Genomic DNA, 17,393 nt, shown 5'->3' on the forward strand with positions numbered 1-17,393 from the left:
CCGCCCGATGCACGGGCAGCCGGTTTGTCCCGTTCGGCCTAGCCGACCCCACCGTTCGTACCGGAAATGCCGAAACCGGTTTCGCGCGGAACCGGTTTCGGGTATCACTGTGAGAGCGCTCCCATCACGCTGCCGCCGCACGAGCCTTCTCGGAGACCACATGGATCGCGACGACGTGCCCTACCTCGACGCCACGCTGCCCACCGCAGAGCGGGTAGCCGACCTGCTGGGCCGCATGACGCCGGCCGAGAAGGTCGGCCAGATGATGCAGCTGGACTCGAGGGAGGACCTGGACGACCACGTGCTGCGCAAGCACGTCGGCTCGATCCTGCACACCTCGCCGGAGCGAGTGCTGCGCGCGCAGGACCTCACCACGCGGACGCGCTTGCGTGTCCCTCTGCTGATCGCCGAGGACTGCATCCACGGCCACTCGTTCTACGAGGGCGCCACGATCTTCCCGACGCAGCTGGGCATGGCCGCGAGCTGGGACCCGGCGCTGGTCGAGCAGGTCGCCCGCGTCACCGCCGTCGAGGCGGCCGCGACCGGCGTGCACTGGACGTTCTCGCCGGTCCTGTGCATCTCGCGGGACCTGCGCTGGGGCCGCGTCGACGAGACGTTCGGCGAGGACCCGGTGCTGATCGGTGAGCTCGCGGCCGCGATGGTCCGCGGCTACCAGGGCGACGGCCTGACCGACGAGACGGCGATCCTCGCGACCGCGAAGCACTTCGCCGGGTACTCGGAGACCCAGGGCGGCCGGGACGCGAGCGAGGCCGACCTGTCGCGCCGCAAGCTGCGGTCGTGGTTCCTGCCGCCGTTCGAGCGGGTCGCCCGTGAGGGCTGCGCGACGTTCATGCTCGGCTACCAGTCCACCGACGGTGTGCCGATCACGGTCAACTCGTGGCTGCTCGACGAGGTCCTGCGCGGCGAGTGGGGCTACCAGGGCACGCTGATCACGGACTGGGACAACGTCGGCCGCATGGTCTGGGAGCAGAAGCTGCAGCCCGACTACGCGCACGCCGCCGCGGCCGCCGTGAAGGCCGGCAACGACATGATCATGACGACCCCGCAGTTCTTCGAGGGCGCGCTGCAGGCCGTCGAGGACGGGCTGCTGGCCGAGTCGGACCTCGACCGCGCGGTCACCCGCATCCTGACGCTCAAGTTCGACCTCGGGCTGTTCGAGAACCCGCGCAGGCCCGACGCCGAACGCCAGCGCGTGATGATCAACCACGACGACCACGTGGCACTGAACCTGCAGGTCGCGCGGCGTTCGCTGGTGCTGCTGCGCAACGACGGCGTGCTGCCGTTCAGCAAGCCCAAGGGCAGGATCGCGGTCGTCGGCCCGCTCGCCGACGACGCGCAGACCCAGCTCGGCGACTGGGCGGGCTCCTCGGGCCAGGCCGACTGGCTGCCCGACGGCCACCCGCGCGAGATGATCACGACGGTCCTCGACGGACTGCGCGAGCTCTCGTCGCAGGAGGTCACGTACGCCCGCGGCGCCGACATCCTGACGCTGGAGCCGGACCCCGAGGGCGACACGTTCCCGGACGGCCAGCCGCGCCCGCCGGTCGTGCGGGCCTGCGCGCCGGACGCGAACCTGATCGCCGAGGCCGTCGCGGCGGCCGAGGGCGCCGACTACGTGGTCGCCGTCGTCGGTGACCGGATCGAACTGGTCGGCGAGGGCCGATCCACCGCCACGCTCGACCTGATCGGCGGCCAGATCGCCCTGCTCGACGCGCTGGCCGGGACCGGCACACCGCTGGTCGTGGTGCTGCTCGCGTCGAAGCCGCTGGTCCTGCCCGCGTCCGCGCGGGGCGCCGCCGCGCTGCTGTGGGTGGCGAACCCCGGCATGCAGGGTGGCCGCGCGATCGCGGAGGTGCTGCACGGGCTGATCGAGCCCAGCGGCCGGTTGCCGATCTCGTTCGCGGCGCACGCCGGGCAGCAGCCGACGTACTACAACCAGATCCGCGGCCAGCACGGCACGCGTTACGCCGACCTGACGCAGGAGCCGGCGTTCGTCTTCGGCGAGGGCCTGTCGTACACGACGGTCGAGTACGGCGACCTGCGCGTCGAGACGGCGGTGCTGCGCCCGGACGAGACCGTCAAGGCGTGCATCTCGCTCACCAACACCGGGTCACGGCCTTCTCGCGAGACCGTGCAGGTCTACGTCAGCGACGCGGTCACCTCGGTGAGCTGGGCCGACAAGGAGCTCAAGACCTTCAGGCAGGTCGACGTGGAGCCGGGCGAGACCGTGCAGGTCGACCTCGAACTCCCGGTCTCCGCCTGCACGATCGTCGACGCGGACGGTCACCGGGTGGTCGAGCCGGGCGAGTTCGTCCTGCTGGTGGGCCCGAGCTCGAAGGACCTGCGCCGGGCCGAGTTCACCGTAAAGCCACAGTATTGAAGAGAGCAGGAACGATCGTGAGGTAGCGGGGAGGGATCTCCACCGCCTTCGTGATCGCCTTCTTCACCGCCGGGACCAGGTCCGCGTCGACCAGCGCGACAGCGGGCCTGCCCGGCGGGTCGATCAGCAGGCTGGCGCCACGCGCGCCCGCCGCGAGTGCGGCCTGGACCACCTCGTCCTGCTCCGGATCCGGGTTCTGGGCGTGGTGGTACGCCGTCAACTCCGCCCCGAGATCCGCGGTCCCCGGCATGTACGGCCGTTCCACCTGCGGTTCCGGGCGGCGAACCCTCGTGTCGACGACGAGCAGCCGTTGACCGGGCAGGTCGAGCACTTCCGGCCGTGGATCCTCGAACGGATCGCCCGCCAGGTCGCGGAGTGCCAGTCCGACCGCGGTCCTCAGCGCCTCGCCGGCGGACAGTCCGCTCCCCTGCGGCAGGTCGACGCTGCACAGCAACGCGGCTCCGCCCCTCGCCCGCACGCCCGCCGCCCAGGCTGGAACGTCGTCGGACGGCAAGAAAGCGCGTTCGGTCGGCCGGTTCACCGACACGAGTTCGAGCAGGCCGTCACCGCGCCGGTCCCCCGCCACGATGGCACCCCACTTGGCAGGCACCTTGATCGCGCCACCGAGCAGGTTCAGGACTCCGGGGGCGTACCAGACGCCTGCCGCGGGCCGTCCGAACGCGCGCCGGAACGCATGCGGCACCAGCCTGAGCTCCGGCGCGAGCTCAGGCCGATCCGCGATGTCCGTCACGACTTCCGCGCCAGCAGGCGGTAGGCGTTGCCCTGGCCGGTGCGGTACGCCAGGAAGCGGTTCACCGTCTGGTCCAGCGCCAGCGCGACGAAGAACGCCGGGATGCCCAGCGTCCACACCAGGAAGCTGCGGGTCCTCCTGAGCCGCACCTTCCCCGGCCGCCACGGCGCGGGTGTGCGCGGGGCCTTGTCGCCCAGCCACAACAGCAACGCGAGCGTGAAGTCGTTGCACAGGTGGGCTTTCGCGCGTTCGGTGGCCACTGTGGTCAGTCCGCGGTCGGCGAGGGCTTCCTGCAGGTTGCCGATCGGCATCATGTGCTGGTGCTGCGGCTGGAACCACGGCATCCAGTACTGGCCGAACAACCTTCCGAGCCGCCACTCGGGGTCCGGCAGCTCGATCAGCAGGTAGCCGCCGTCAGGCAGCACGTCCGCGGCGATGTCGAGCTCCTCCCACGGATCGCGCACGTGTTCCAGGTAGTGGTGCATGCTGATGACGTCGTAGCGGCCCTTGAGCTCGCCCGCGAAGTCCTTGAAGCTGCCGCGGTAGGAGTTCTCGATCCGGCCGAGCCGTGCCGCGTCCTCGATGGCCGCGCCCTGGTCGAGCCCGTCGAACCTCGTCTGCGGCAGGACCTCCTTGGCTCCCAGGCAGAAGTGCGCGTGCCCGGAGCCGACGTCCAGCCAGCGTTCGGGCTTGGTGAACGGTTCGACCATGCGCGCCCGGCCGTAGTAGGGCTCGGTCTTGCCGGAGAACACCGCTTCCGCCGACGTCTCGCCGAGGCCGTCGTAGAAGTCGCGGTAGTAGAAGCCCAGGCCCTCCTCGGTCAGGCGCGGGTTCTGCCAGACGTGTCCACATCGGACACACCGGTCCATCGTGAACGTGCCGGGCTTGCGCTGCACCAGGTCCGTCGCGGTGACCCAGCGGCGCAGGTCCGTGCTCCCGCACGACGGGCAGTTGTCGCGCGGTGCCTCGTGGAAGTTCCGGTCGCGGTTCTGCTCGTACCAGGGCGCGGCCTGGTCGAGGTGCTGGGCCTGTCGCTTCTCGGCCGTCGACTTCCTGCCGCCGGAGGTCTTGAACCACAGGTAGGGCGTGCGCAGGACGCGCGGTACCCACAGGTCACGCGGCCGCAGCGGCGTTCCGGCGAACACCAGGATCGGGTGCGCCCAGTAGGCGGCCAGCGCGGCGAGTCCCCATTGCCAGTTCGTGACCAGGGCGGCGACCACGGTCGCGAACCCGATGACCGAGCCGGCGATCCACAGCGACGGCCGCTTTCCGAACCGCCGCAACGTCGCCGCGCGGTACCCGAGGTCGTACGGCCCGGCCTGGAGCCCCGGCGCGACCGCGATGTCGACCCGCGCGGGCACGTGGTCCTTGACCCGCCGCACGTACGCCACGAACTCGGTGGGGTCGTCGGGGTTGACCTCCTCGACGTACGGCTCCCGCACCAGAACGGCCTGCGAGGCGCTGATCCCGCGCGCCCACCGGTCGTCGCGGTACTTGCCGGGATCGACCGCGCCGAGCAGGTCCAGCGCCGCGACCGTGGGCAGGTCGCGCGGGACGAGGTCGACAAGATCGGCGTCGGACTCCCACGAGCCCTCCGGATGGACTCCGGTGGCGGTGCGGAGCGAGTGCCCGCCCGCGCCCTGGGCGAGCACCCGCAGCTTGGACGCGCGGGAACGCAGGCGCAGCACGTCCAGCAGGACGACCACCACGACCAGCACGCTGAGGATCACCCGGCCACCACCTTTTCCAGTAGGTCGGCCGCGGCCACTGCGCCGCCTGCCGCCACGAACGATTCGCGCACCAGTTCGGCGGAGGCCACGTACTCCGGCTCGTCCAGCACGGACGCCAGTGCGCTTTGGATGTCTGCTGCCCGTGCCCGCGAGTACGTCAGCCGCACCCCGGCGCCGGCCTGCACGACCTGGGCGGCGACGGTCGGCTGGTCGTCGCGGATCGGTGCCACCACCAGCGGCAGCCCGTGTGCCAGCGCCTCGCAGACCGTGTTGTGGCCGCCGTGCGTGACGACGGCGTCCAGGTGCGGCATCAGCGCGAGTTGCGGCACCGAAGGCAGCATCAGGACGTTCGCCGGTGCGGGCCGCGGCGGAGCGACCATCACGGCCTGCACGTCGAGTTCCGCTACCGCTTCCAGGGCCTGGCCCAGGAAACGCTCGCCCGCAGGACCGTTCAAAGTGCCCAGGGAGATCAGCACCCGGCGCCCGCCGGTCAGCCTCTCCCACGGGAAGTCCACCCGTTCCACGCGATGGCTCAGCGCGGGCCCCACGAACGCCACTTCCTCGCCGAAATCCCCCGCCACCAACGCCTTCGAGCTGTAGACCAGCACCAGGCGGTCGGAGAACCTGATGTCCCCACCGGCGAAGTCGTGCAGCAGGTCGCGCACCCAGGCGTCGACCTTCGGCATCGTCCTGAGTGGATTGACCAGCTCGGCGGACGTGCTGGCCGACGTCACCCAGGGCAGTCCGGCGCCCCGCGCCACCAACGGTCCCGCCAGCGCCTGCTGGTCGGCGACGACCACGTCCGGGGCGAACGCCCTGACCGCGTCAGAGACTCCCGGCACCATCGCGTGCCCCAGTGGGATCAGGAACTCCTCCCAGAAGAACTTGAGCACCGCCATCCCGCGCAACGCGAGCCAGCGCTCCCGTTGCGCGCGAATGTCCGCTTCCAGGACGTCGTCGATCGCGGGGAACACTCGGGCGCTGTCCGGCAGGAGCGGTGTGAGCGTGCCCGGATGCCCGACCCACGCGACCTCGTGCCCGCGCGCCAGCAACTCGCCGCCCACGGAGGCGGTCGGGTTGACGTGGCCGGTCAGGGGCGGCACCACGAACAGGAACCGGCTCATGACGGCAACCAGTCGAACAGCACGTCCAGCAGTTCGGCCGTGGCCTCACGGAGAACCGTGTGCCCCAGCCCGGAAACGACGTGCAGCCGGCACGACGGGATGCGCTCGCGCAGTTCGGCGGCGGCCCCGATCAGTTCGGACTCGGCGCCGTACACGCCGAGCACCGGGCACTGGACCTGGGTGAGGTCGAGCTTCGCGCCGGAGCCGAGGTCGTCGATCAGCGTCGTGCCGTTGAGCAACGCGTTGGCGTTCACGGCGAGCTTCGCGATCTTGCGCTGGCCCAGGGCCATCAGCTGGTCCTGCGTCCGGTCGAACTCCAGGCCCAGCGCGGCGACGGTCAGCGTGTTCGTGATGTCCTCGAACCACGCGTCGCCGACCACTCCCCCGACGGCCGACTCGACCAGCACGACACCGCCGACGCGTTCGGGAGCCTGGACGGCGGCGTGCATCGCGACGACACCACCGTAACTGTTGCCCAGCAGGAAGACCGGCTCGGTCACGCCGATCTCGTCGAGCACGGCGACCAGGTCGAGCGCGCTCTCCTCCGGCGTGTAGCCGGACGGCGGCCGTTCGGACAGGCCGTGCCCGCGCAGGTCGAACAGCACGGTGCCGAACCCGGCCTGGGCCAGCGGCGCGGCGAGCGTGTAGTAGAAGCTGGACAGGTTGTCCATCACCAGGCCGTGCACGAACACCACCGCTGGTCCTGTTTCTGGTCCGAGCCGCTGCACGTGGAAGCGCAGCCCTCGGGCGTGAACCTCAGACACGGGCCGTGATGTGGTCGACGAGCCGGCCGACGGACATCGCCATGATCTCGTCGATGTCCATGTCCGCCAGGAAGGCCACGAGATCGACGCCGTAGTGGGCGTTGAGCTTGTCCGCCAGAGCCACGAACTCGATCGACTCCAGGCCCAGGTCGTCGCTGAACGTGGTGTCGCGGGTGATCTCCACGCCCAGCAGGAAGTCCGTCCCGACCACCTCGGTGATCAGCTTCGCGACCTGCTGCAGCACCTCGTCCATCAGATCTCCGTTCGCACGCGGGCGGCGGCTCGCCCCGGTTCGGATGTCACTTCGATTCGCGGCACGGCGAAGGCCCCGCGCACGCGGCCATCTGCGGTCACACTCAGCTCGGCCGGGTAGACCGGCCCTGCTCCGCGATCCCACAGCCACGAGCGCACGGCGTCCTTCACCGCGATCACGCGCAGCAGCCAGTCCCGCTGGGCGGGCACGTCCAGATCGCCGTAGTGGCGCCGCTCGCCGGAGTTCAGGTAGCGGCGCATGATCAGGTCGCGGGTCGCGCTGTCGGCCCAGTTCTCCACTACCCGCACCCACTCACCGTCCTGAGTGGACAGCATTTCGGTGCCCGGCCTGAGCTTGACCTGCCAGATCCGGTCGTCCGTGGTGAACCGGCGGGTGGTCCAGCCGGTGATCCGGCACCACAGCGTGCCGTTCACGGTCAGCTCGGCGTCCGCGACCATCACCTGCGCGGTGACCTCGCGGATCCACGCGGTGCACCGGACGTCACCGGCCGGCGCGGGCCCGTGGAACGTCACCCGCTCGATGCCGGTCGGCAGCACGGTCTGGTCCTCGGTGCGGCAGACCTGCATCCAGTGGCCGATCAGCTGTCCGGCACTGTCCAGCAACGCTCCCGGCGCGGGCAACGGCGTCAGCACGCCCGCGATCCCGTTGTCCGCCAGGCAGTCGATCTTCGTGACGCCGGCGAACGCCGGTCCGTGGAACATCCAGTTGTCCCGGTACAGCTCGGCGGCGGTCACCGGCGCCTCGCGCACGCCTTCGAGTTCCCTGCCGACCGGCTCCGGCGTCTGCGGTGACATCAGCACGATGCCCTCGGCGTAGTCGCCGACCTTGACGAGGACGCGGTCCTGGCCCTCCGCGCGGGCGGAGATCTTGGCGGTCGTCGCGGGCAGCGCGGTGAGCCAGCGCTTGGCCTTGACCTGCGCGAACCCGTGCACCGTGCCTCCGGTGAGCCGGCGCGCGGCGTCCGCGAACACCTCCAGCAGGCCGGTCGCGGGCACGATCGGGAACCCGTCTGCGAGGTCCGGCCAGCCCGGCGCCTGCGGGAACACCGAGTGGTCGGCCAGCTCCGGCATGGTCCGCAACGAGAACTCACGGGTGAAGCCCGCCTCGTTCGGCCTGAGCGCGCCGACGACTTCACGTGCCACGGCGTTGGTGTGGGCCAGGAGCTTGTTGACCGCGGCGGACATCGGGCTGCCGTCGGCCACCAGCACGGGTTCGGCGCCGAGCGCGTCGAGCGTGATCTTCGGTGTGCCGAGCCGGAGCTTGACCTTGTGGGCGGTGCCGCGCTTGAGACCGAACGCCCACAACGCCTCCGGCGCGATGTCGGCGTTCACGGCGATGTGCGGCCTGTCGTTCAGCGTGTCTCCGACGAAGCCGGGCAGGCTGCCCTGTCCGATCTGGACGAACGCGCGGAAACCGGCGCCGTGCAGGCGTTCCAGCAACGGCCGGAACCGGACGGGCTCGACCAGGTGGCGCAGGACCAGTTCACGAACCTCGTCCGCGCCCATCGGTTCGAGGGAGTTCGCCGACCACACCGGGATGTCCGACGCGCGGACCGGCAGCTGGTCGAGCATCTCCTTGGCCCGCCCCAGGTAGGGGGCGAGCGCCGGGGTGTGGAAGCCGGTCCGGAACGGCATCAGCTGCGCCATCACGCCGTTGGCCTTGAGGGTGACCAGGACCTGTTCGAGGCGGTCGATCGGTCCGCAGATCACCGACTGGTGCGGGCAGTTGTCGTGGCTGATCGTCACGCCGTCGACCAGGTACTGCTCGGCGGTGCCGGCGGAGCAACCCAGTGCGGCATAAGCGATGTCGACGACCGCGACCGCACCCGGCCCGAGCGCCGAGACGAACTCGTCGATCGTCGGGTAGATGCCGCCGACGACCATCGCGGTCCACTCGCCCATGCTGTGCCCGGCGAGCGCTCCCGGCGTGATGCCGAGCGCCATGAGTTCACGGGCTTCGCGGCGGCCGTCCTGCAACAACCCGACGGCGTGGTCGACGACCTCGCCGCTGAACTCGCGTTCGAAGCCGGGGAACACGAACGCGACCTGGTCGGTCCCGGTCAGCAGCGGTTGCGGGGAGAACCAGATGTCGTGGCGGCCGGGCCACGCCCTGCCCTGGGCCAGCACCCGTTCGGCGAGCTTGAGCTTGCGGTCGTCCGGGTTGCCGATGGCGAGCCGGAACGCCCTGTCGGCACTGGAGGTGCGGCGTTCCCTCAGCGCGTCGGCGAGTTCTTCCGCGGTGTCAGCGGCGAACGTCATGACGGGCTTGCGCGGCTTGGCGATGGTGTGGCCGTCGAGGACGGCATGGGCGTTGATCCCGCCGAACCCGAACGCGTTCACGACCGCGCGATGCCGTCCGGTCCACTCGCGAGCACTCGTCACGGGTGTGAACCTCGTACCGGCCAAGCTGCTGTGCGGGGTGTCGACGTGCAGGGTCGGCGGAAGCGTGTTGTGGTGCAACGCGAGTGCGGCTTTGATCAGCCCGGCCATCCCGGCGGCGGGCATCGCGTGACCGATCATCGACTTGACCGTGCCGATGCCGATCTCGTCGCCCTGCCCGCCGAAGGCGTTGATCATCGTCTGCAGTTCGGCGGCGTCACCGGCGGGCGTGGCCGTGCCGTGCGCCTCGATCAACCCCGGTGCCTTCTCGCGCGGATCGAGACCGGCGTTGGCCCAGGCTCGTTGCACGGCAAGGAGCTGACCGTCCGGGTTGGGCGTCATCATGCTGGTCGCGCGGCCGTCGCTCGCGGTGCCGATGCCGCGGATCACCGCGTAGACGCGTTCGTCGCCGACGTCCTCCAGCCGCTTCAGCACGACCATGCCGACACCCTCGGACAACAATGTGCCGTCCGCGCTCGCGTCGAACGGCCGGATCCGCTCGGTTGGGCTCAACGCCCTGAGCTGGGTGAACACACTCCACAACGTCGGGTGGTGGCAGACGTGGACGGCACCGGCGAGCATGGCGTCCGCGCGACCCTCCTGGAGTTCGCGGACGGCGTGCTCGACCGCGACCAGCCCGGACGCGCAGGCCGCGTCCACGGTGTAGGCGGTGCCCCTGAGGTCGAACCGGTTGGCGATGCGCGACGCCGCCAGGTTCGGCACGAGGCCGATCGACGACTCCGGCTGCTCGGGGCCGAGGCGGTCGCGAATGGCCTGGCGGACGGTGTCCAGCTCGGTGCCGGCGAGGTTCGGGAAGAGGTCCCTGACGACCGACACGACCTCGTCGGCGAGCCTGACCCGCTGGTCCAGCCGCGCGCAGCCGGGCGTGAGGTAACCGCCGCGTCCGACGACCACGCCGACGCGGTCCCTGGACGGCAGCACGGACTCACCGCCCGCGTCCGCGATGGCCTCGGCGGCGGTGGCGAGGGCGAGCAACTGGTCGGGCTCCGCGCCGTCCACAGTGGACGGCATGATGCCGAACCTGGTCGGGTCGAACTCCGCGAGGTCGTCGACGAACCCGCCCCTGCGGCAGTAGAACCTGTCGCCGGTCGTGCTGTCCTGGTCGTAGTAGGTGGCCGGGTCCCAGCGGCCGGGCGGGATCTGGCCGATCGCGTCGACGCCGCTGACGATGTTGCGCCAGAACGTCGCCGCGTCCGGGGCACCGGGGAAGACGGCGCCGATCCCGACGATCGCTATGCCTCCCATCGGTAGACCACCTGCACGTCCTGACCGTTCGCGATCTCGTTGAGCAGCGCGTCCACGCCCTGCGCCGGCTCGATCATCGGGATACCGCGCCGCGCGTACTCGCCGGCGAGCCCGGCCGCCATGCCCGCGCCCGCCCAGGGACCCCAGTCGACGGCGACGACATGACGTTGCGGACCCCAGAACCGGGCCATCCGGTCGAGCGCGTCGTTCGCCGCCGAGTAGTCGGCCTGGCCGCGGTTGCCGAACACGCCGCTGACGCTGCCGAACAGCACGAGGAACCCGTCACCGAACGCCTTGGCGCCGTTGACCTTCGTCGCCCAGACCCGGTCGAACGACTCCTGGGTCTTGGCCTCGATCAGCTTGTCGTCCAGCACACCCGCGCCATGGACGACGCCGTCGAGCCGGCCGAACCGGGCCTTGATGTCGTCGACCACCCTGCCCACGGCTTCGGCGTCGGTGACGTCGCACTCGTGGTAGCGCACACTCGATGCCTTGGCGCGCAACCGTTCCATGGTCTGACGGACTTCGCGTTCGGCGAGGACCTTGCGCGCCTTGGCCGGCACGTCGTCCTTCTCGCCGAGCTCGAACAACGCCTTCACGAGTTCGGGCTCGGTCGTGGCGTGGCTGAGCCGGTGATCCTCGGTCGCGATCGGAGTGCGGCCGATCAGCTCGATGTGGCAGCCGGTGCGCTCGGCCAGTCCGGTCGCGGCGAGCGCGGTGATGCCGCGGGCGCCACCGGTCAGCAGCACCACGCTGTCCGCGTCGAGGGTCAGCGGCGCGGCGTCGAGTTCGGTCTCGACCACCTCGATGACCTGGCGCCGGCCGGCCTGGTAGCCGACGACGGCCGGGCCCGGCCCGATCTCGGCGAACAGCGCGGTGGCGATGTCGCGGTGGCTTTCCTTGGGGTTGACGTCGACCGAGCGGACCACGAGGTCCGGATACTCGAGCGCGGCCGTGCGAATCAGGCCGTGCAGGCCGATGTCCGCCGGCAGCTCGTCGGGCTGGTGGTCGAACCCGAACGTGCCGCCGCCCGTGGTAACGACGACGAGCGCGACCCCGTTCGTCACGCACGCCTTGACCTCGCTGAACGCCTCCGGCAGCCGTGCCTGGAGCCGGATCACGACGTCGACGCCGGTCAGGTCGGCCGGGAAGGAGGGCTCGACGCGCGGCCGGGCGGTGTGGCGTTCGAGCAGGTCGGCGAGTTCGAGGCCGATCCCGTTGTCGTCGACGATCAGCACGGTCCTGCCGGTGAGGTCGGTGGGGGCGGCGGGTTCCGCGGCCACGACCTGGGGCACGAGCCTGACCAGCCGGCCCGGACCTGCCTCGATCGCCTTCGGCGCCGGGGTGTCGCCGAACCAGCCGACGATCCCGTCGATCGTCTTCAGCTGCGCCAGCTCGTCGACCGCGCCCACCGCGCCAAACTCCTGGGCCAGCTCACCCACTATCTCCGCGCGCTTGATCGAGTCGATCGACAGGTCCGCCTCCAGGTCCAGCCCCGGCTGCAACATCTCGACCGGATAGCCCGTGCGCGTGCTGATCGTCCGCAGCACGACCTCCCGGACGTCCACAGCGGCGACCGGGGCGGCGGCGCCGAACCAGCCCACGATGCCCTCGATGGTCTTGAGCTGCGCCAGCTCGTCCACCGACCCGGCGGCGCCCAGCTCGGCCACCAGCTCGCCGACGATCTCGGTCCGCTTGATCGAGTCGATCGACAGGTCCGCTTCCAGGTCCAGCCCCGGCTGGAGCATCTCGACCGGATAGCCCGTGCGGGCGCTGATCGTCCGCAGCACCACCGCGCCCACGTCCTCCTGCGGCTTCGCCACCGGCTCCGCGACGACGACCGGCTGCTGGTCGATCACCTGCCGAGGTGCCGGCACCGACGCGGGCTCGGTGCCGAGGTAGCTCAGCAGGACGTCGCGCTGGGCGCTGACCGCGTCGCGCATGCCGTCCAGGAACTTCTCGATGATCTCGTCACGCCCCAGCCCCGACCCCACGCGCAGCGTCGGGAACTCCGTCGCGGGCCGCAGCCCGCCGGGCAGTGCGTCACCGTTCGCGTTCCGCACGAGTCCTCCATCCACGTACCAGCCCGGCCTCGGCGGCACGGCCGTGGCCGGTTCGGTCCTGTCCTCGAACAGTGGTGCGGTGTCCACCTCGACACCGGCGACCGCGAGCGTCGCCAGAGTGCGCAGGAACGTCACGTGGTCGTCGCAGCGCAACGCCTGGTGCGGCCGGTCGCCGAGGGTCTTGCCGACCAGTGACGTCAGCACGCCGCCGGGTCCTGCCTCGACGAAGATCCGGGCGCCCGCCGCGTACATCGACTCGATCTGGTCCACGAACCGCACCCGGCCCGAGAGCTGCGCGGACAGCCCTTCGAGCACGTCGTCGTGCGGAGCCGCGGACACGTTCGACCACACCGGGAACCGCGTCTCGCCCAGGGAGATCTCCGCGAGTCGCGCCGCGAACCGGTCGCGGGCACCGGCCATCAGCGGGCTGTGGAACGCGGCGGCGACCGCGATGTCCCGCACGGTCAGGCCGGCGGCCCGGAGCACCTCGACCGCACCGGCCACGGCCTCGGTCGGACCCGAGATCACGACCTGCTCGGGCGCGTTGTGGTTGGCCACCACGACATCGGCCGGCAGCAGCGCCTCGACCTCGGCCACCGGCGCGGTCACCGCGGCCATCGTGCCGGGGTCCTCGCCGACCGCCTCCAGCATCGCCTCGGCGCGTGCCGCGCTGAGTTCCAGCAACTCGGCGGCGCCGAACGCGCCCGCCGCCGACAGTGCGACCAGTTCGCCGTAGCTGTGGCCACCGGCCAGGTCCGGCCGCACACCGACGGAGTCCAGCAGAGCCGTGACCATGAGCCCGGCGATGCCGAGCGCAGGCTGGGCGTTGCGGGTGTCGGTGATCTCCGCGCGCTGCCGGGACACGTCCTCGGCGGTCAGCGCGGCCGGCGGGTACATGACCCGCTCGTAGCGCGCGTCGAGGAAGTCCTGCAGGCGCGGGAAAGCGGTGACGAGGTCGAGCAGCATGCCCGGCCGCTGGCTGCCCTGGCCGGGATACAGGAACGCGACCTGGGCCCGCTCCCCCGTCCGCAACGACACGACGTCCGAAGCACGCCAGGCTACGACGTCCGCCAAAGCCTTCTTCAGTCCGGAGTGGTCACTCACCACGAATGCCGCTTGGACCGTGCCGTTCCCGCAGGCCGCAGCCAGCGATCGCAACGGGGTTCGTGCATCGATCAGTCCGGCGAGACGGACGGCTTCCCGTTGTGCGGCAGCCTGGTCGTCGCCGCAGATCAGGAACAGCTCGGCAGGCCACGCGGTCAGGCCGTGCCGGGGTTCGTCGGCCCCGGCGTAACCCGCGATCACGGTGTGGAAGTTCGTGCCACCGAACCCGAACGCGCTCACGCCCGCGACCCGGTTCCTGCTCGCCCACGTGCGGTGGCCGAACGCGAACGGGCTGGTCCGCGCGTCCCAGAAAGCGTTGGGCTGCTTGACGTGCAACGTGCCGGGTCGCACGCCGGTGTGCACGGCCAGGGCCGCCTTGATCACGCCCGCGAGTCCGGCCGCGCACTTGGTGTGGCCGATCTGCGACTTGACCGAGCCGATCGTGCACGTGCCGGGTTCGACGCCGGAGAACATCTCGGTCAACGATGCGAGTTCCGTGCGGTCGCCTACTACGGTTCCGGTGCCGTGCGCCTCGATCAGTCCGACGGCGGTGACCGGCAGTCCGGCCGACGCGTAGGCACGGCGCAGGGCTCGTTGCTGACCTTCCGGTCGCGGCGCGGTCAGGCCCAGCGACCGGCCGTCGCTCGACGCGCCGATGCCCTTGATCACCGCGTAGACGCGGTCGCCGTCCCGTTCGGCGTCGGCGAGTCGCTTCAGGACGACGGCGGCCACGCCCTCGCCGAGTGCGATGCCGTCCGCCGCGGAGTCGAACGTGGCGCAACGGCCCTTGGCGGACAAGGCTTTCACCGAGGCGAACATCTGGTAGTCGTGCGCGCTGTTGTGCAGGTCGACCGCGCCGCACAGGACCATGTCGCTGGTACCGCCGACGAGTTCCTTGCACGCCACGTCGAGCGCGGCGAGGCTGGACGCGCAGGCCGCGTCGACCGTGTAGTTCGCGCCGCCGAGGTCGAGCCGGTTCGCGACCCGGCCGGCGATCACGTTGCCGAGCACGCCGGGGAACGAGTCCTCGGTCAGCGACGGCAGGTGGTCGTCCAGGCCATGGATGCCCAGGGCGGGCAACGCGGTGCGGACCGTGTAGGCGTTCGCGAGGTCGGCGCCCGCCTCGGCACCGAAGATCACCGACGTGCGTTCGCGGTCGAACACCCGCGTCGCGTAGCCGGCGTCCTGGAGCGCCCGTGCAGACACTTCGAGCGCCAGCAGCTGGGCTGGTTCGATCGAGGTGAGCGAGGTGGGCGGAATCCCGTAGGCCAGCGGGTCGAAGGCCGTGCGCGGGAGGAAGCCGCCCCACCGGAACGGGCTGCCGTAGCGTTCGGGCGACCAGCGGTCCGGCGGGATCTCGGTGATGGAGTCGGTGCCCGCCAGGACGTTCGCCCAGAACTCCGCGACGTCACGGGCGCCTGGCATGATCGCGGCCATGCCGACGATGGCGACGTCCAGCGGTTCGGCCTCAATGGCTTCCGCGCCGGTCTCGGGCAGCACGCCGGACACGATGTCCTCGTGCAGCCGCGCGATCGTGGTGCGTTCGGACCGCAGCGTCGCGACCTGGCCGATCATGAACATGCCCTCACGGCGCTGCTCGTCCTCGCCGACCGGCTTGAGGCCGCCGTCCCCGCGCACGAGACCGCGGCTGGCGAGCCGGAGCCGTCCCAGGTTGAGCTGTTCGAGCCTCTCCCAGCTCTCCTGCTTCGGAAGTCCGGTCAGCTCGGCCCGCGCCTGCTCGAACGTGTCCACATAGGACGTCTGCGCACAGCGGACGGCGTGACCCGGCGAGGTCTCCAGCAGCGCCGTGTCCTCGCATTCCAGCGCGACCTGCTGGAACACCGGCTGGATGGCGCCGTGCGTGACGGCTTCCTCGGTGAACAGGTAGGCCGTGCCGACGAGAACACCGATCGCCGCACCCCGTGCCGCGATCGACGCGGTCATGGCGGAGATCATCGCGGCCGAGCGGGCGTCGTGGATGCCGCCCGCGAACAACGCGACGACGTCCTTCTCACGCCCGCGCAGCACGTCGATCTGCTGCTGCCACAACGTGAAGCTGGTCCGGGGACCGGTGTGGCCGCCGCACTCCGAGCCCTCGAAGACGAACTTGCGCGCACCCTCGTCGAGGAACCGGCGCAGCAACGCGGGCGACGGCACGTGCAGGAACGCCTCGATGCCGGCGTCCTCCAGTTCACGTGCCTGCGCGGGCGTCCCCCCGGCGACGATCGCGTACTTCGGCCGGACAGCCAGCACGGCCTCCATCTGCCGTGCCCGCAGGTCCGGCGGAGCGAACCCGAGCAGCCCGACCCCCCACGGCCGTTCGCCGAGCTTGGCCGCGGTGTGGTCCAGCAGCACGCGGACCGCCGGACCCTCCATCAACGCGAGCGCGAGGAACGGCAGCGCACCCCCCTCGGCGACGGCCGCGGCGAACGCGGGCTGGTCGCTGACTCGGGTCATCGGGCCCTGCGCGATCGGGTACCGCAGCCCGGGGACGCGGTCGCAGAACGGCCCACCGGCCCGGATCGAGCGGTGCTCACCCGCCAGGGTGAGATTGTTCCTGATCCCCCGTGCAATCGCGCCGACCACGCCTCCGACAGTGCCGAACGAGGTACGGTAAGAATCAGCCAGGGCGCCTTCCTGACCGATTTCGAGCGCCTTTTGACGAACATGAACACGTAACCCGTCGTTCACGACGGTGTCGGCGCCGTCCATCATCCGGACCACGTTGACAATTTCGCCGGAAATATGTTTCCGGGCCTCCGCGACGAGTGTGAGCTGGCCCTCCAGCACCACTCCGCGAGCACCACCGGCGATCGCGGCCGCAGCCGTGTCGGGGCCGATCGACCCGGCCACCCAGACCGGCAGATCGGTCAGCGCGAGCACCTGCTGGAGCAACACGAACGCGGGCGAACCACCCACTCGGCCGCCTGACTCGGCACCCTTGGCGATCAAGCCGGTGGCTCCGAACTCGATCGCCGCAACGGCTTCCGCCACCGAGGTGATCACCGCCAGGATGCGGCGTCCACCCAGCTCAGCAAGGTTCGGGGCATAACGAACAAGATCCACGACGACGGTGTCGACGGCATCCGGCAGGGGCACCCTCAACGATCCGTGCAGCCGCACCCCGAACGCGCCTGGGTGCCGCGTGGCGACACGGCCGAGGTCGGCGGCGGCATGGGGCCCGATGTCGAGCACACCAAGCCCGCCGGCTCGTTCGGCCGCGACCACAAGGGCCGGGTTGGGGGTGCCGAAAGGACTCAGGCACAGCACCCGTTCTCGATCCGACAGCATGTTCACTGCGCTCACTTCCTCACCCTGCAGGGGTGGGGAGAAAGGAATTCAGCTAGGGTTCCTACTGACCGGTACGGTTACAGCGCGCTCACCGTACGCACAAACCCGCGGCGCCGTCGAGGGGGGTAGTGAAACTTTCTCACATACGTAACCTGACGAATGGCCCCGGATGGCGGGGCCTCTTACTCCGGTTCGCGGATAGCGCGACGTGCTATGGCATCAGCAGCACGGGCTTGATCACCGCGGC

The 17,393-nt window shown here is 70.7% G+C and carries 8 protein-coding genes; 1 reads left to right on the plus strand and 7 read right to left on the minus strand.

The genetic code is table 11. The features are described 5' to 3' along the window. Nucleotides 1–160: 160 nt before the first annotated feature. Nucleotides 161–2,401 (plus strand): exo-beta-d-1,3/1,6-glucosidase, encoded by a 2,241-nt coding sequence (locus tag BLR21_RS06880; RefSeq protein ID WP_090004834.1) that lies wholly within the window; start codon nucleotides 161–163, stop codon nucleotides 2,399–2,401. On the opposite strand, the gene BLR21_RS06885 is transcribed toward BLR21_RS06880, so the two are convergent. The 7 genes from BLR21_RS06885 to BLR21_RS06915 are packed head-to-tail and all read right to left on the minus strand — an operon-like array spanning nucleotide 2,379 to nucleotide 17,161. Continuing rightward, on the minus strand, nucleotides 2,379–3,152 hold the full coding sequence (locus tag BLR21_RS06885) for a hypothetical protein (protein ID WP_090004835.1): 774 nt from the start codon (nucleotides 3,150–3,152) through the stop codon (nucleotides 2,379–2,381). The genes BLR21_RS06880 and BLR21_RS06885 overlap by 23 nt on opposite strands. Next, a complete protein-coding gene (locus BLR21_RS06890) occupies nucleotides 3,149–4,882 on the minus strand; it encodes a class I SAM-dependent methyltransferase (protein ID WP_090004836.1) in 1,734 nt (577 codons plus the stop codon). Before BLR21_RS06890 ends, BLR21_RS06885 begins: the two co-directional genes overlap by 4 nt. Continuing rightward, nucleotides 4,879–6,006, minus strand: coding sequence for a glycosyltransferase (locus tag BLR21_RS06895; RefSeq protein WP_090004837.1), 1,128 nt, complete (start codon nucleotides 6,004–6,006; stop codon nucleotides 4,879–4,881). The genes BLR21_RS06890 and BLR21_RS06895 overlap by 4 nt, the downstream gene beginning before the upstream one ends. Beyond that, a complete protein-coding gene (locus tag BLR21_RS06900; RefSeq protein WP_030475932.1) occupies nucleotides 6,003–6,770 on the minus strand; it encodes an alpha/beta fold hydrolase in 768 nt (255 codons plus the stop codon). Before BLR21_RS06900 ends, BLR21_RS06895 begins: the two co-directional genes overlap by 4 nt. Further along, on the minus strand, nucleotides 6,763–7,023 hold the full coding sequence (locus BLR21_RS06905) for an acyl carrier protein (protein WP_090004838.1): 261 nt from the start codon (nucleotides 7,021–7,023) through the stop codon (nucleotides 6,763–6,765). The genes BLR21_RS06900 and BLR21_RS06905 overlap by 8 nt, the downstream gene beginning before the upstream one ends. Further along, entirely contained in the window at nucleotides 7,023–10,688 is a 3,666-nt protein-coding gene (locus BLR21_RS06910; protein WP_090004839.1) for a type I polyketide synthase, read from the minus strand. The genes BLR21_RS06905 and BLR21_RS06910 overlap by 1 nt, the downstream gene beginning before the upstream one ends. After that, nucleotides 10,676–17,161 (minus strand): type I polyketide synthase, encoded by a 6,486-nt coding sequence (locus BLR21_RS06915; RefSeq protein ID WP_256334516.1) that lies wholly within the window; start codon nucleotides 17,159–17,161, stop codon nucleotides 10,676–10,678. The genes BLR21_RS06910 and BLR21_RS06915 overlap by 13 nt, the downstream gene beginning before the upstream one ends. Nucleotides 17,162–17,393 lie beyond the last annotated feature (232 nt).

This window comes from Lentzea albidocapillata subsp. violacea, assembly GCF_900100275.1.
GTDB classification, from domain to species: domain Bacteria; phylum Actinomycetota; class Actinomycetes; order Mycobacteriales; family Pseudonocardiaceae; genus Lentzea; species Lentzea violacea.

Bases quoted from the DNA above. Each gene is read 5' to 3' on its own strand.
- BLR21_RS06910 (WP_090004839.1), bottom strand. From the start codon at position 10,688: ATGGGAGGCATAGCGATCGTCGGGATCGGCGCCGTCTTCCCCGGTGCC.
- BLR21_RS06895 (WP_090004837.1), bottom strand. From the start codon at position 6,006: ATGAGCCGGTTCCTGTTCGTGGTGCCGCCCCTGACCGGCCACGTCAAC.
- BLR21_RS06880 (WP_090004834.1), top strand. From the start codon at position 161: ATGGATCGCGACGACGTGCCCTACCTCGACGCCACGCTGCCCACCGCA.
- BLR21_RS06905 (WP_090004838.1), bottom strand. From the start codon at position 7,023: ATGGACGAGGTGCTGCAGCAGGTCGCGAAGCTGATCACCGAGGTGGTC.